The sequence below is a fragment of the Thermus aquaticus genome (assembly GCF_001280255.1).
Taxonomy (GTDB): domain Bacteria; phylum Deinococcota; class Deinococci; order Deinococcales; family Thermaceae; genus Thermus; species Thermus aquaticus.
Map to the genome: position 1 here is coordinate 1,304,160 of NZ_LHCI01000106.1, position 13,626 is coordinate 1,317,785.

At 69.4% G+C, this 13,626-nt stretch carries 15 protein-coding genes and 1 tRNA gene; 9 read left to right on the forward strand and 7 right to left on the reverse strand.

The window, feature by feature from the left end:
• The first annotated feature begins 48 nt into the window (after positions 1-48).
• From BVI061214_RS08080 to BVI061214_RS08090, 3 genes are read left to right on the forward strand one after another with little or no spacing between them, the layout of a single operon-like run.
• On the forward strand, positions 49-618 hold the full coding sequence (locus BVI061214_RS08080; RefSeq protein WP_053767957.1) for a hypothetical protein: 570 nt from the start codon (positions 49-51) through the stop codon (positions 616-618).
• An 18-nt stretch (positions 619-636) separates the two neighbouring features.
• Positions 637-912 (forward strand): hypothetical protein, encoded by a 276-nt coding sequence (locus BVI061214_RS08085; RefSeq protein WP_053767958.1) that lies wholly within the window; start codon positions 637-639, stop codon positions 910-912.
• The gene (locus BVI061214_RS08090; RefSeq protein ID WP_003047794.1) at positions 909-1,346 is read left to right on the forward strand and encodes a DUF420 domain-containing protein; all 438 of its coding nucleotides are present in this window, start codon (positions 909-911) and stop codon (positions 1,344-1,346) included. Before BVI061214_RS08085 ends, BVI061214_RS08090 begins: the two co-directional genes overlap by 4 nt.
• Here the strand turns inward: BVI061214_RS08090 and BVI061214_RS08095 are convergent.
• Genes BVI061214_RS08095 through deoC form a run of 7 tightly spaced genes read right to left on the reverse strand, consistent with a single transcriptional unit; the run spans position 1,336 to position 7,152 of the window.
• Complete coding sequence (locus BVI061214_RS08095; protein ID WP_053767959.1) at positions 1,336-1,863, reverse strand: septum site-determining protein MinC; 528 nt, start codon at positions 1,861-1,863, stop codon at positions 1,336-1,338. The two genes, BVI061214_RS08090 and BVI061214_RS08095, sit on opposite strands and share 11 nt — an antisense overlap.
• A gap of 9 nt (positions 1,864-1,872) precedes the next feature.
• Positions 1,873-3,603, reverse strand: coding sequence for a penicillin-binding transpeptidase domain-containing protein (locus BVI061214_RS08100; RefSeq protein ID WP_053767960.1), 1,731 nt, complete (start codon positions 3,601-3,603; stop codon positions 1,873-1,875).
• Entirely contained in the window at positions 3,600-4,046 is a 447-nt protein-coding gene (locus BVI061214_RS08105) for a hypothetical protein (RefSeq protein WP_053767961.1), read from the reverse strand. Before BVI061214_RS08105 ends, BVI061214_RS08100 begins: the two co-directional genes overlap by 4 nt.
• Positions 4,043-4,831 (reverse strand): rod shape-determining protein MreC, encoded by a 789-nt coding sequence (gene mreC / locus BVI061214_RS08110; RefSeq protein WP_053767962.1) that lies wholly within the window; start codon positions 4,829-4,831, stop codon positions 4,043-4,045. The genes BVI061214_RS08105 and mreC overlap by 4 nt, the downstream gene beginning before the upstream one ends.
• Positions 4,828-5,388, reverse strand: a complete 561-nt coding sequence (locus BVI061214_RS08115; RefSeq protein ID WP_053767963.1) for a Maf family protein — start codon at positions 5,386-5,388, stop codon at positions 4,828-4,830. The genes mreC and BVI061214_RS08115 overlap by 4 nt, the downstream gene beginning before the upstream one ends.
• Complete coding sequence (locus BVI061214_RS08120) at positions 5,364-6,503, reverse strand: phospholipase D-like domain-containing protein (protein ID WP_053767964.1); 1,140 nt, start codon at positions 6,501-6,503, stop codon at positions 5,364-5,366. Before BVI061214_RS08120 ends, BVI061214_RS08115 begins: the two co-directional genes overlap by 25 nt.
• Complete coding sequence (gene deoC / locus BVI061214_RS08125) at positions 6,493-7,152, reverse strand: deoxyribose-phosphate aldolase (RefSeq protein WP_053767965.1); 660 nt, start codon at positions 7,150-7,152, stop codon at positions 6,493-6,495. Before deoC ends, BVI061214_RS08120 begins: the two co-directional genes overlap by 11 nt.
• 194 nt (positions 7,153-7,346) lie before the next feature.
• Here deoC and ychF point away from each other — a divergent pair, with 194 nt between their 5' ends.
• From ychF to BVI061214_RS08155, 6 genes are all read left to right on the forward strand, one after another.
• A complete protein-coding gene (ychF, locus tag BVI061214_RS08130; protein WP_053767966.1) occupies positions 7,347-8,453 on the forward strand; it encodes a redox-regulated ATPase YchF in 1,107 nt (368 codons plus the stop codon).
• A 37-nt stretch (positions 8,454-8,490) separates the two neighbouring features.
• Positions 8,491-8,564: transfer RNA gene (locus BVI061214_RS08135), tRNA-Gln, on the forward strand.
• Positions 8,565-8,610: 46 nt separating this feature from the next.
• A complete protein-coding gene (locus BVI061214_RS08140; RefSeq protein WP_053767967.1) occupies positions 8,611-8,985 on the forward strand; it encodes a hypothetical protein in 375 nt (124 codons plus the stop codon).
• A gap of 203 nt (positions 8,986-9,188) precedes the next feature.
• Positions 9,189-11,330: a transglycosylase domain-containing protein gene (locus tag BVI061214_RS08145; protein ID WP_053767968.1), complete on the forward strand. Its 2,142-nt coding sequence runs from the start codon at positions 9,189-9,191 to the stop codon at positions 11,328-11,330.
• Entirely contained in the window at positions 11,327-12,061 is a 735-nt protein-coding gene (locus BVI061214_RS08150) for an RNA methyltransferase (protein ID WP_053767969.1), read from the forward strand. The genes BVI061214_RS08145 and BVI061214_RS08150 overlap by 4 nt, the downstream gene beginning before the upstream one ends.
• The gene (locus BVI061214_RS08155; RefSeq protein ID WP_053767970.1) at positions 12,054-13,601 is read left to right on the forward strand and encodes a sensor histidine kinase; all 1,548 of its coding nucleotides are present in this window, start codon (positions 12,054-12,056) and stop codon (positions 13,599-13,601) included. Before BVI061214_RS08150 ends, BVI061214_RS08155 begins: the two co-directional genes overlap by 8 nt.
• The last annotated feature ends 25 nt before the right edge of the window (positions 13,602-13,626 follow it).

Below are 13,626 nucleotides of genomic sequence, written 5' to 3' on the forward strand. Positions count from 1 at the left end.
GGGAGGGTTCGGTCCCTCCCAGCTTCATTTTTGGGATATCCTCGGGGCATGTGGTGGCTTTGGCCCATGGTCCTTTTCCTGGCCGCCTGCGCCCGGCCCGACACCCTACCGCCCCAGGTGGGCCTCACCGAGCCCCAAGGGGGCGGGGTGGCGCCGGGGAAGAGCCTGCTGGCCCAAGGCTACGCCTTTGACCCCTCCGGGGTGGTGAGCGTGCGGGTGAACGGAAAGGAGGTCCTTCCCGAAGGGGAAAGGGGCAAGCGGCTTGTCCACCTCCGCTTCCGCCTCCAGGCGCCGAGCTCGGGCCAGGTGGAGGTGCGCCTTGAGGCCGAGGACGCCCTGGGCAACCGCGCCGAGCGGCGCCTTCCCCTCACCCTGGACGCCACCCCGCCCAAAATCCGCGTGGATCGGGTGGAGCGGGAGGGTGGCCTCCTAAGGGCCTACGGGGTGGTGGAGGACAACGTGGGGGTGGAGCGGGTTTCCCTGAGGGAAGGGGGGCGGTGGGTGCCCCTTTCTTTGCCCAAGGGGACCTCGGTGGCCTTTGTGGTGGAGACGCGCCCGGGGGCCAGCCTGGTGGCCGTGGACGCCGCCGGGAACCGGGCGGTGCGGGCGCTTCCCTAGCGTGGTAGACTCCTTCCCATGCGGGGGTTGGGGGAGACCTTAGCCGACCTGGCCCGGGCTTTGCGGGAGACCCCCCTCGAGGCCCCGGGCGAGCGCCGTCTACAGGAGATCGCCCGCCTCCTCCACCGCCTTCCCCCAGGCCAGGAGCGGGACGGGCTTTTAGCGGTAGCCTACCTGAGGCTTTACCAGATCACTAGGCGCGAGGAGTTCTTCCTCCGGGGCTACAGCTACGCCCGCACGGCCAGGCTTCTGCCCGTGCGGCTTATGGCGGAGAAACTGGGAGAGAGCCTATGAAAGACCTTCTGAGCCTCTTGGCGGTCTGGTCCATCGTCCTTTCCGGCCTCGCCCTACTGGTGGGGCTTTTCCTCATCCGGCGCGGGGACAGGGTAAACCACCCCCGGGCCATGCTGACGGCCACGGCCCTGGCGGCCCTCTTCCTGGTCTTTTACCTGACCAAGTGGGCCCTTTACGGCACCACGGCCTACGGAGGCCCCGAGGCCTGGAAGGGGGTCTACTACTTCATCCTGATCACCCACACCCTCTTGGCGGCCCTGAACGGCCCCTTGGCTCTTTACGTCATCTGGCGGGCGTTCAGAAAGGAGTTCCCTCTTCACAAGCGCTGGGCCCGGGTCTTGGTGCCCATCTGGCTCTACGTGGCCCTGACGGGCTGGATTATCTACCTGGTTCTGAAGCGCTACGGGGTGGAGACGGGGACCATCACCTTTTAGGCCAGGGCTCCACCACGATCCGCCCCTCTTCCGCCCGCACCAGCTCCGGCCCCCGGGCCTTCTCGCCTTCGGGGGCCTGGGCCAGGTGGGGGCCGATGCGCACCTGCTTGGCGGCCAGCTCCAGGGCGAAGATGAAGCGCCCCTCGTCCCCCGCCGCCCCGGCGTGGGCCAGGCCCCGGAGCTTCCCCACCACGATCACGTCCCCGCCCGCCACCACCTCGGCCCCGGGGTTCACGTCCCCCAGGACCACCACCGTCCCCGGGTGCTCCACGCGTTTCCCGGCCCGCAGGGTCTTGGGGACCACCAGGGTCCCGGTGGGCCTATGGCCTCTGGGGGGGACCAGGGTCAGGGGGCGGTCCAGGGCGAGGAGGGCCTCGAGGACCTCCCCGCTCACGGGCCCCGCCACCTCCACCTCCAGGGGCAGGCCCTCGGGGAGGGCGAGGCGCTTGAGGTCCTCGGGGGTTTCGTGGCCGTCCAGGCGAAGGGCCAGGGCCTTGGGGGTGGCGCGAAGCCGCATGGCCCCATTCTAAGGGGCGGGCACCTTCCAGTAGGCGGCCATGACCTTCTTGACCGCCGGCAGGGCCACCCGGCTTCCCTCCCCCCCGTTTTCAAAAAAGGCCACCACCACCAGGGGAGGGTAAGGGGTGCCGGGCTCCGCGGGGCCGTAGCCCATGTACCAGGCGTGCTCCAGGCCCCGGCGCTTGCCCGGGGTCTCGGCCGTCCCCGTCTTGCCGCCCGTGGGCACGGGGAAGTCCCCCAGGACGTGGCGGGCCGTGCCCTGGGTCACCGTCCTCCTCATGCCCTCCTTCAGGACCTTCCAGGACTGCCCCGGCACGGGCTCCAGGCGAGGGGCCACGGGAAAGTTTCCCAGGCGCTTTACCAGGTGGAGGCGGGGTTTTTTGCCCTCGTTGGCGATGGTGGCCAGCATCCGGGCGATCTGGGCGGGAGTGGCGAGGATAGGGCCTTGGCCGATGGCCACGGAAAGGGTCTCCCCCGGGTACCAGGGCTCCTTTAGGGCCTCCCGCTTCCAGCCCCTTGTGGGGAGGAGGCCCGTTTTCTCCGCCACCTCAAGGCCCGTGGCCTCGCCCAGGCCCAGGAGGCGGGCCCTTTGCGCCAGCCGGTCCACGAAGCCCAAGGGGTCCTGGGCCACCGCCTGGTAGTACCAGGTGTTGCAGCTCCAGGCGATGGCCTCCTTCACCGTCATGGGGCCCATGTCCCGGGTGGCCCAGTTGCGCCGCACCTGGCCCCCGTAGACGATGTAGGGGCTACAGCGGTAAGTGGTCGCGGGGTTCACATACCCCTCCTCCAGGAGGGCGTAGCCCGTGGCCAGCTTGAAGGTGGAGCCCGGGGTGTAGGGTTGGACGGCCCGGTTGAGGAGGGGCAGGTCCCGGTCTTCCAGAAGGGCCCTGGCCTCTTTGGGCACGGGCCTTCGGGCGAAGAGATGGGGGTCAAAGGAAGGGGAGCTGGCCATGGCCAAAACCTCCCCCGTGGTGGGGTCCAGGGCCACGATGGCCCCCTTGGCCCGGGAGGCGGGGGGGAGGCCCATCTGGCGGCGGCCCGCGTTGATGTCCTCTAAAGCCTCCTCCAGGGCCTTTTCCGCCGCCTTCTGCAGGTCCAGGTCCAGGGTGAGGACCACGTCCTGCCCCGGTGTGGGCTCCTCCAGGATGGTCTCCCGGAGGCGCTCCCCCCGGACGTTGACCTCCACCGCCCTCACCCCCGCCTTGCCCCGCAGGTAGGGCTCCAGGGCGGCCTCGAGGCCCGCCTGGCCCACCTCCTCCTCCGGGTGGTAGCCCCTTTTCACCTGCTCGGCGTTGGCCAAGAGGACGTAGCCCAGGACGGGACCGGAGATGGGGTTGGGGTAGGTGCGCTCAATGCGCTCCACGAGCTTCAGGTTCTTCTGGCCGGCCACCAGCTCGGCCAGGGTGGGCAGGAGGTGCTCGGGGACGCCCGCCTTGAGGACGGCGGGGCCCTTGGGGAGCTCCTTGAGGCCCAGGAGGGGAAGAAGCCTCTCCTTGAAGGCCACCTCCCCCCCCTCGTAGACCAGGTCCACCGCCAGGCGGTCCTGGGCGATGACCCGGCCCTTGCGGTCCAGGATGCGGCCCCTGGGGGCGGGGATCCTCTCCGTCTTCAGGTAGTTCCCCTGGCTCCTTAAGGCGTACTTCTCGTGCTCCAGCACCTGGAGTTGCCAGGCCCTCAGGCCTAGGAGGCCGAAGGCCAGGAGGAAGAAGGCCATGAGGGCGTAGAGGCGGCTTTTCATGGTCTAAAGCGCCGGGCCAGGAGGAAGAGGGGGAGGGTGAAGAGGGCCTCGAGGAGGAGGTCCAGGGGGATGAGAGGGGGGATTTCCAGCCTCAGCCAGTAGGCCACCAGGAAGTGGCCCAGCCACTTGGCGGCAAAGGCCCAGGTGAAGGCCACCAGGGCGGGGAGGCTTTCCCCGGAGGCCAGGCGGCGGTTTGCGGCGTAGTAGGCGTAGGCGGCGAAGAGAAGACCCACGCCGTGGAGGCCCACTAGGCCATAGCCCAAAAGGTCCTGGAGGAGCCCCAGGAGGAAGGCCACGGGGAGGCCCAGGTAGGCGGGGCTTCCCTGGGCGTACCAGAGGGCCAGGACCAGGAAGAGGTCGGGGGCCATGAGCCCTTGGGGCCAGAGGGCCGAGAGGAGGCCCGAAAGGAAGAGGGTGAGGAGGAGGGCCATAAGGCGCCTCATAGGGGCCTCAGCACCATGACCTCTTCCAGAAGGGAGAGGTCCACCAGGGGGCGGACCCAGGCCCTCAGCTTGAGCCCGCCCAGGGCCTTTTCCACCCGCTCCACCCGGCCCACGGGGATGCCGTCCGGGAAGAGGCCTAGGGGGGCTCCGGTGACCAGGAGGTCGCCCGGGGCCACCCTCACCGAAGGGGGGAACTCGGCGAGGAGCCTATCGGGGGGCGCTCCCCGGGCGATTCCCCGGCCCAAGCCCTTTTCCGGCCGCACCCCGATCAGGCTTTCCGGGTCCACCAGGGTGCGCACCAAAGCCCGCCTTTCCTCCACCTCCACGATGAGGCCCACCAGGCCCTGGGGGGCGGTCACGGGCATCCCCACCCGGAGGCCGTCCCGCTCCCCCATGCCCAGGAGGAGGCGGCGGTAAAGCCCCGAGAGGTCCTCCCCGATCACCGGGGCCACGGCGATGAGCCCCGGGGCCTGGGTCTTGCGCACGGCCAGAGCCCGCTCCAGCCGGGCCACCTCCAGGGCTAGGCGGCGATTTTCCCCTTCTAGAAGGGCCAGCTTCTCCTTCAGGGCCTGGTTTTCGGCGTAAAGGTCTTGGCGGTTAAGGAGGGCGCTCCAGGAGGCCTTCAGGTTCTGCCCTAGGCGAAACCCCAGGGCGGGCAGGGGGGCGGTGAGGGGGGAAAGGGTGAGGGCCAGGCGCGGGGCCATGGGCCGGGTGAGGGCGGAAAGCCCAAGCCCCAGGAGGAGGAGAAGGAGGAAGATCGCCCGGCGGAGGGCCACCTCCCTCACGGGCGGAACCCCCTTTCCCACAGGAGGGCGAAGACCCGGGAGACGGGAAGGCCCACCACGGTGTAGAAGTCGCCCTCCACCCTCTCTATGAGGGCCATGCCCAGGCCCTGGGCGCCGTAGCCCCCCGCCTTATCCAGCCCCTCGCCGCTTTCCACATACCAGGCGATCTCCTCCTCGCTTAGCGGGCGGAAGTGAACGCTGGCGGTGTGCACCTCCTCCACCAGGTCCAAAGGTGTGCGGAGGTAGATGGCGGTGTGGACCAAATGGGCCCGCCCCGAGAGGCGGCGGAGGAAAAGGCGGTTCTCCTCCCGGTCCCTGGGCTTGCCCAAAGCCTCGCCCTCCAGGTCCACCACGGTGTCGGCCGCCAGGACCCATTGGCCCTCCACCCTTTCCCCTTTCCTCCGGGCCAAGGCCTGGGCCAGCTCCCTCGGGGGGAGGTCCAGGTCTTCCTCCACCTCCGGTGGGGCCAGGCGGAGGGGGTAGCCCAGGGCCTCGAGCAGGGCCTTCCGCCTGGGGCTCCCCGAGGCCAGGATCAGAGGGGCTTCCCTTCCTCCCATAGCCTCAGGACCTCCTTCCGGTAACGCTGGGCCAGGGCCGGGCTTTGCAGGACCAGGAGGTTTTCGTTGTTCACCTGCCAGGCCCGGGCGGAGAAGTTGTAGCTTCCGGTCACCACCCGCTCCCCGTCCAGGACCAGGACCTTGTGGTGCAGGGTGTAGGGGTTCCCGTCCTGGCGCACGGGGATGCCCGCCCTCCTCAGGTCCTCCTCCCGGCTGTCCCGGAGGGTGCGGGTCTCCAGAAGGACCTTGACCTCCACCCCTCGGCGGTGGGCGTCCTCGAGGGCCTTCACCACCTCCCGGTCCGTGAGGACGAAGGCGGCCACCAGGATCTCCCGCTTGGCCTCCCGGGCGGCCTGAAGCAGGGCTTCCCGGGCCGCCTTCCCCCCCTTGGGGCTGAAGTAGGCGGTGCCTTCCACCGGAGGGTCTTCCAGGCGGAAGGCCACGGGCTCGCCAAGGCCCTCCTTATTCCCCCCGAAGAGGGCCTTGAACTCCCGGGCGTAGCCCCGGGCCAGGGTGGGGGAGGGGAGGAGGAGGCTGTTTTCGTCATTGCGGGCGAAGGCGTTCCAGGTCATGTTGGTGCTCCCGGTCCAGACCGCCTTTTCGTCGGCCACCAGGAACTTGTGGTGCATGAAGCCTTCCCGCTCGTCAAAGCAGACGGGAATCCCGGCGATCTCCTCGCAGTCTATGGAGGTGGGCCGGACCCTTTCCCTTAGGGCCGTCTGGGGCACCCTGGGGGGCTCCTGGGTCTGGCCCAGGCTCGCCGCCACCAGGTAGCGGCGGAAGTCCTGGCGGAAGTCGCTTTCCCCGTAGATCTCCACCTTCACGCCGCGGGCCTTGGCCTCAAGGAGCCCCTTGGCGATCTCCAGGTCCCTGAACTCGTAAAAGGCCCCATAGAGGCTTTCCCGGGCGCCCGCCATGAGGGCGAGGAGACGGGCCTTGGCCTGGGGCCCGTCTTGGGGCATGAAGTAGACCTCCGCCTGCCCCGTTTCCGGGAGGGCTGAGGGAGAGGGGCCAGGGCGGAGCTCCTGGAAAAGCCAGAGGAGGAGAAGGACCAGGAGGATCAGGTAGCCGGGAAGCCCGGCGATCTCCTTACCCTTGCGCCTTCTAGTACCCATGCCCCTCTTCCCCCCGCACCAGGGCCACGCCGCTGGAGGTGCCCAGGCGGGTGGCCCCCATCTCCAGGAACCGCAGGGCGGTCTTCCGGTCCCGGATGCCCCCGGCCGCCTTGACCTGGGCCCGGCCCCGGGCCACCTCCAGGAGGAGGGCCACGTCCTCCGGGCTCGCCCCCCTGGGGCCGAAGCCGGTGGAGGTTTTGAGGAAGTCCGCCCCGCCCCTGATGGCGGCCTCGGCCAGGTTGCGCACCTCCTCCGGGGTGAAGTAGCCCGTTTCCAGAATCACCTTGAGGACCGCCCTTGGCACCGCCTGCCGCACGGCGCGGACCTCCTCTTCCACGTAGGCCACCTTCCCCGCCTTGGCCTGGCCCAGGTGGAGGACCATGTCCACCTCGTCGGCGCCCCGGGCGAAGGCCAGGGCGGCCTCGAGGGCCTTCACCTCCTTCTCCTGGTAGCCCAAGGGGAAGCCCACCACGGTCACCAGGCGGAAGGGGGCGTGGGGGAAGGCCTGGCGCACCAGGGCCACGTAGGAGGGCGGGATGCAGAGGCCGTAAAAGCCCCATTCCAGAGCTTCCTCCGCCGCCTTCAGGACCTCTTCCGGCGTGGCGGTGGGCTTCAGCAGGGTGTGGTCAATGTGGGCGGCCAGGTCCATACCCTGTCCATCATAGAGGGGTTTTCTTTGAGAAGGCTAGGAGACTTTGTGCCAAGTACCCCACCGCGGCTTTTGCCGCGGTGGGGGCCCCAGAAAAGCCCTTAGCCCCGAGTTGGGCACCCCATGTTGCGAAACCAAAGGGCGGGCATTTAGGATAAGGCGAAGCCCCGGACGGGGCTTTTTTTGAGGTCAGCATGCTCGCCGTAGGCATCGTCGGTCTACCCAACGTCGGCAAGTCCACCCTCTTCAACGCCCTCACCCGGGCGGGGGTCCTGGCGGCCAACTACCCCTTCGCCACCATTGACAAGAACGTGGGGGTGGTGGCCCTGGAGGACCCGCGCCTTTACGCCCTGCAGAAGACCTTCGCCAGAGGGGAGCGCCTGCCGCCCGTCATCCCCACCCACGTGGAGTTCGTGGACATCGCCGGCCTGGTGAAGGGGGCCCACAAGGGGGAGGGGCTTGGCAACCAGTTTCTGGCCCACATCCGGGAGGTGGCGGCCATCGCCCACGTGGTGCGCTGCTTTCCCGACCCCAACGTGGTCCACGTCATGGGCCGGGTGGACCCCCTGGAGGACGTGGAGGTGGTGGAGACGGAGCTCCTCCTGGCCGACCTGGCCACCTGGGAAAGGCGGCTAGGGCGCTTGAGGAAGGAGGCCCGGGCCAACCGGGAGCTCGCCCCCCTTCTGGAGGAGGCCGAGGGCCTTCACGCCCACCTCACCGAGGGCAGGCCCGCCCGCACCTTTCCCCTCTCCGAAGAGGGCCGCCGCCTCCTCAAGGAGACCCCCCTCCTCACCGCCAAGCCGGTCATCTACGTGGCCAACGTCTCGGAGGAGGACCTGCCCGATGGCGCGGGTAACCCCCACGTGGCCGCCCTGAGGGCCCGGGCGGAGCGGGAGGGGGCCGAGGTGGTGGTGGTCTCCGCCAAGCTGGAGGCGGAGCTGGCCGAGCTTTCTGAGGAGGAGGCCAGGGAGCTCCTCGCCGCCTACGGCCTAAAGGAAAGCGGCCTAAAGCGCCTGGCCCGGGCGGGTTACCGGGCTTTGGGCCTCGTCACCTTCTTCACGGCGGGGGAGAAGGAGGTGCGGGCCTGGACGGTGCGCCGGGGGACCAAGGCCAAGGAGGCCGCCGGGGAGATCCACTCCGACATGGAGCGGGGCTTCATCCGGGCCGAGGTCATCCCCTGGGACAGGCTGGTGGAGGCCGGGGGGTGGGCCAGGGCCAAGGAGCGGGGCTGGGTGCGCCTCGAGGGCAAGGACTACGAGGTGCAGGACGGGGATGTCCTTTACATCCTCTTCAGCGTTTGACGGCGGGGTTCCTTTGCCCTAAAATTGCCTTTGGCGCTGGGGCGTCGTCTAATGGCAGGACAGCGGACTTTGGATCCGCCGGTCGTGGTTCGAGTCCACGCGCCCCAGCCACGCCTTTTTTCATGCGATTTTTACAGAGGTCCGATAAACTCAGCCCGTGGCGGCGGAGTATCCGGGCCTGCTTTTATTAAGCCGCAACGAGGCCTTGAGGGCCTACGTGGACCTGCTCCTCTCGGAGCGGGGGATCCCGGTGCGCCACTTTGATAATGCCAAGGAGGGGCTCTTCTGGCTGGTGGACAACACTCCCCGCCACATCCTTTTGGACGAGGACCTGGACCTGGACCCCTTTTCCGTCGCCAACCGGATCCGCCACGTGAAGCGCTTAAAGTTCGTTTCCATCGCGGTTCTCATCCCCCCTTCCGAGAAGCTCCGCACCACGGCGGAGGTGGTGCGGGTGAAGGCCATAGAAAAACCCTTAACCCGGGAGAAGCTCTTCCGCTTCCTGGATCTCCCTCTAGGAAGCGCCTCCTAAGTGCCCGCACGTTGGTTTTGCGACATAGGGTGCCCAAGCCGGGGCTGTGGAAGGGCTTTTCTGGGGCCCCCACCGCGGCAAAGGCCGCGGTGGGGTACTTAAGTGGCCACCCATCGCTATTTAGGCTCCGGTACGTCCTTTTGGGGCCGTGGCAAGAGCCGCGGCGGGGTACTTAAGGGTGGGCCTCGAGTAAACTAGGGGCCGTGCGCTGGCTTCGGCTTTTCGCCCTTTTCCTCTTGGCGCTTTTTCTGGGGGCGGGGCTGGCCCTCGGCTACGTGGCCTACGCCTTCACCCGGGACCTCCCCGACCTTGCCCAGCTGGACCGCCTTCGCCTGACCGCCACCTCCACCCTCTACGCCCGGGACGGCTCTCTCCTCGCCCAGATCGCCAGCGTGGAGGAGGGGCGGGCCATCCACCGGGGCCTGGTGCGGCTTTCCCAGGTCTCCCCGGCGGCGGTGGCCGCCATCGTCTTCTCCGAGGACCGCCGCTACTTCCAGCACTACGGGGTGGACTTCCTCCGCCTCTTCGGAGCCCTTTACGCCGTGCTGAAGGGGGACCTCCAGGGGGGGAGCACCATCTCCACCCAGGTCCTCAAGAACACGCTCCTCAAGGACCTGGCCCAGGAGAGAACCCTGGAAAGGAAGATCAAGGAGTGGATTCTGGCCCTAGAGCTGGAGCGGCGCTACACCAAGGAGGAGATCCTGGAGATGTACCTGAACGTGATTCCCTGGGGAGGGAACGCGGTGGGGATCGCCGGGGCGGCGGAGGCCTACTTCGGCAAGGACCCGGGGGGGCTGAGCCTGGCCGAGGGGCTCTACCTGGCCTCCCTGATCCCCGCTCCCAACGCCCGCTACGGCGACCTCAAGGGGGTCAGGGAACGCATGCGCCGCCTTCTGAACGAGATGGTGGCCGAGGGCTGGGTGAGCCGGGAGGTGGCCGAGGCCGCCTGGCGCGAACCCCTGGAGCCCAGCGGCTGGCGGGCCCGCTACGACGAAGAGGGGAACCTCCTGGAGGCCAGGCTCGTTGACCCCGAGGCCCGGCTGGTCCGCTCCATCAGCCCCAAAATGGCCTCCCACTTCGTCCTGGAGGTGCGGCGCTTCTTGGAGGCCCGCTTCGGCAAGGAGAAGGTTTATGGGGAGGGGGGGCTCAAGGTCTACACCACCCTGGACCCCGCCATGCAGCGGGCGGCGGAGGCCGCCGCCCAGAGGGCCCGCCTGCCCGAGGGGGCCGAGCTGGCCCTGGTGGGCCTGGACCCGGAGACGGGGGAGGTCCTGGCCCTGGTGGGGGGCATCCGGCGGGAGAACGACCAGTACAACCGGGCCACCCGGGCCCTGAGGAACCCGGGGAGCGCCGTGAAGCCCTTCGTCTACGCCACCGCCCTCGAGGCGGGCTGGACCCAGGCCACCCTGGTGCCGGACCGCCCCTTGGAGTTCCCCGACCCCAGCCAGCCGGGGGGCGTTTGGCGGCCCAAGAACTTCTCCGGCACCTTCCTAAACAGGAGCATCACCCTGCGCTACGCCCTGGACCTCTCCTTGAACCTGCCCGCCATCTACACCGCCCACCAGGTAGGGGTGGAAAAGGTCGCCGAAAAGCTCGCCCAGGCGGGCTTCGCCGTGCGCTACCCCACCCTGGCCATCGCCATCGGGGGGGCTTCCATCACCCCCATAGACCTGGCCGCCGCCTACGCCGCCTTCGTGAACGGGGGGTACCGGGTGGCCCCCATCTTTGTGGCCCGGGTGGAGGACGCCAGGGGGGAGGTCCTCTACCGGGCCACCCCCGAGCGCCGCCTCCTCTTTGACCCCCTGGTGGCCTACCAAGGCTGGGACCTCCTGAAGGGCTACGTCTACGACCTGGGGGAGAAGGGCCTGGCCAAAGGGGCCCGGATTCCCGGGCGGGTGGTGGGGGGCAAGACGGGCACCACCAACGAGGCCCGGGACCTGTGGTTCGCCGGGGTGACCCGGGGGCTTTCGGCCGTGGTCTGGGTGGGGCGGGACGACAACCGCCCCCTGCGCATGGGGGGGCGGGAGCCCTCCAGCTCGGTGGTGAACCCCCCCATCTGGCGGGACTTCGTGGCCGAGGCCCTGCGGGGCCGGCCCGGGCAGGATTTCCCCCCGCCCCCGGGCCTGGTCCGGGCCCGGGTGGACCTCCTCTCCGGCTACCCCTCGGCGGGGGGGGGGGAGATGGTCTTCCCCGAGGGCAAGGTCCCTGCGCCGCCGTCTCCCCCGAAGCCCACCCTGCCGGCGGAGGGGCCAGGGGCCCGGGAAACCCCACCTACGGGCCTGCAAAGCCCGGCTCCCGAGGAGAGCCCGGCCCCCCAGGCACCGCCTTCGGAGGAGGCGCCATGAGGGAGGCCTTGTCCCGGGTGCGGGTGGTCCTGGTGGAGCCCCAGGAGCCCATGAACGTGGGGGCGGTGGCCCGGGCCATGCGCAACTTCGGCCTGGCCCGGCTTTACCTGGTCAACCCCGCCCCCCGGGTGGGGCCCCCCTGGGCCAGGGAGGCCTACTGGCTGGCGGTCCACGCCGAGGAGATCCTGGACCGGGCTGTGGCCGTGGACAGCCTGATGGAGGCCCTAGCGGACGTAGAGCTGGTGGTAGCCACCACGGGCAGGCCCCGGAAGCTCTACCCGGCCCCCATGGTCCCCGCCTGGGAGGTGCCGGCCCGCGTCCTCTCCGTGGAGGGGGAGGTGGCCTTGGTCTTCGGCCGGGAGACCTTTGGCCTCACCAACGAGGAGCTGGCCCTGGCCCACGTGATCGGCACCATCCCCACGGCCCCGGAGCAGCCCTCCTTGAACCTGGCCCAGGCGGTGGTGGTCTTCGCCTACGAGCTCTTTAAGGCGGTGGGGGAGGGGAGGTTTCCCCGGGAGGAGCTGGCCCAGGTGGCGGCCCTCGAGGCCTTCTTTGAGGACCTGGGCCGCTATGTGCTGGAGATCGGCTTCACCGACCAGAACCGCTTTCCCCACGCTATGCGCCGCCTGAGGCGCATCTTCCACAAGGCCAGGCTCACCCCGGGGGAGGTGCAGATGCTCAGGGGCCTCCTGCACCAGAGCCGCTACCAGATGAGGAAGAAGGATGGCTAGCGAGAACCTGATCCGCTTGGTCCGGCTGGCCCAGCGCCTCCTGCCCCCCATCATCGCCCTGGTGGTGGTGGCCTTTGAGCTGGCCCTCCTCCCCTACCGCCACCAGGACTTCACCCTTTGGCTCCGGCTGGGCTTTTACGGCTTGGTGGGGCCTTTGGTCACCTACGCCGTCCTGGAGTGGATCGCCCAGGAGGTTCTGGAGAGGGCCAGGGCGGAAAGGGCCCTGGAGGAGGCCAACCGCAGGCTTCTCGCCGCGGGGCGGGTCTTCCGCGAGGCCCTGAAGAGCGAGAACCTGGAGGAGGCGGTCCAGCGGGTGGCCCGGGTCCTGGAGGAGAGCCTGGGCCTTCCCGTGGGCCTCGAGGTGGAGGGGGTGCGGGCCGGGTGCGAGGGGGAGGGCCTCAGGGTGGAGCTTCCCGGGCTTAAGGGGTACCTGGAGGTCTGCGCCCAGGGGGCGGACCGGGCCTTCCTGGAGGTTCTGGCCCACGAGGTGGCCGGGGCCCTGCAGGCGGTGGTGGCCCGAAGCCGGGACCTCCTCACCCTCTACGAGGTGGACCAGGCCCTGAAGGCCGAGGCCAACCTAGACCGGCTTCTGGAGGGGCTTTTGGAGCGCATCCGCGCCTGGGCCGAGGCCGAGGGGGCGGGCGTCCTCCTCCTGGACGAGGAGGGCTTCTTGGTGCCCCGGGTGGTGCGGAACCTGGACCTGCCAGGCCACCCCTTTCTGCCGGAGGGGCCCTGGAAGGGGGCTTTGGAGGGGCCCGTCTTCGTGGCCCCCGAGACCCTGGCCCTGCCCCTCAAGGCTCGGGAGCCCGTGGGGGTATTGGTGGTCAAGGGGAAGGGGCTTTCCCGCCGCATCCCCTTCCTCTCCTTCCTGGCCTCCCAGGTGGCCCTGGCGGTGCGGAACGCCCAGGCCTACCTAAGGGCCGAGGAGCTGGCCATCAACGAGGAGCGCACCCGCATCGCCCGGGAGATCCACGACGGCATCGCCCAGAGCCTGGCCTTTATGGCCCTGAAGCTGGACCTGGCCGAGCGCCTCCTGGACAAGGACCGGGAGGCGGCCTTGAAGGCGTTGGCCGAGGTGAAGGACACCCTGAGGGCCCAGATCCGGGAGGTGCGGCGGAGCATCTTCGCCCTTAGGCCCATTGACCTGGAGCGCTACGGCTTTCTGGAGTCCGTGCGCCGCTACGCCCAGGCCTTCGCCGAGCAGGCGGGCTTCCGGGTCCAGATCTCCACGCCCGAAAGGGTGGGGCTTTCCCAGGCCAGCGAGCTGGTCCTCTTCCGGGTGTTGCAGGAGGCCCTCACCAACGCCGCCAAGCACGCCAGGCCCACCCGGGTGGACGTGGTCCTGGAGCCTTTAGGGGAGCGGGGGGCGAGGCTAGTGGTGCGGGACAACGGCCGGGGCTTCGCCGAGCCCAGCGCCCAGGGGCTTGGGGGCTTCGGCCTCACCCAGATGCGGGAGCGGGTGGAGGCCCGGGGCGGGCGCTTTTTCGTGCGCTCGGAGCTGGGCAAGGGCACGGAGGTGGTGGCCGAACTCCCTTACTAAGCACCCCACCGCGGCTTTTGCCGCG

What these genes read in the sequence shown, in the direction of transcription:
- BVI061214_RS08080 (WP_053767957.1), top strand. Translation starts at nt 49, where the DNA reads ATGTGGTGGCTTTGGCCCATGGTCCTTTTCCTGGCCGCCTGCGCCCGG.
- ychF (WP_053767966.1), top strand. Translation starts at nt 7,347, where the DNA reads ATGCTCGCCGTAGGCATCGTCGGTCTACCCAACGTCGGCAAGTCCACC.
- BVI061214_RS08100 (WP_053767960.1), bottom strand. Translation starts at nt 3,603, where the DNA reads ATGAAAAGCCGCCTCTACGCCCTCATGGCCTTCTTCCTCCTGGCCTTC.
- BVI061214_RS08095 (WP_053767959.1), bottom strand. Translation starts at nt 1,863, where the DNA reads ATGCGGCTTCGCGCCACCCCCAAGGCCCTGGCCCTTCGCCTGGACGGC.
- BVI061214_RS08155 (WP_053767970.1), top strand. Translation starts at nt 12,054, where the DNA reads ATGGCTAGCGAGAACCTGATCCGCTTGGTCCGGCTGGCCCAGCGCCTC.
- BVI061214_RS08085 (WP_053767958.1), top strand. Translation starts at nt 637, where the DNA reads ATGCGGGGGTTGGGGGAGACCTTAGCCGACCTGGCCCGGGCTTTGCGG.
- deoC (WP_053767965.1), bottom strand. Translation starts at nt 7,152, where the DNA reads ATGGACCTGGCCGCCCACATTGACCACACCCTGCTGAAGCCCACCGCC.
- BVI061214_RS08150 (WP_053767969.1), top strand. Translation starts at nt 11,327, where the DNA reads ATGAGGGAGGCCTTGTCCCGGGTGCGGGTGGTCCTGGTGGAGCCCCAG.
- BVI061214_RS08120 (WP_053767964.1), bottom strand. Translation starts at nt 6,503, where the DNA reads ATGGGTACTAGAAGGCGCAAGGGTAAGGAGATCGCCGGGCTTCCCGGC.
- BVI061214_RS08115 (WP_053767963.1), bottom strand. Translation starts at nt 5,388, where the DNA reads ATGGGAGGAAGGGAAGCCCCTCTGATCCTGGCCTCGGGGAGCCCCAGG.
- BVI061214_RS08105 (WP_053767961.1), bottom strand. Translation starts at nt 4,046, where the DNA reads ATGAGGCGCCTTATGGCCCTCCTCCTCACCCTCTTCCTTTCGGGCCTC.
- BVI061214_RS08090 (WP_003047794.1), top strand. Translation starts at nt 909, where the DNA reads ATGAAAGACCTTCTGAGCCTCTTGGCGGTCTGGTCCATCGTCCTTTCC.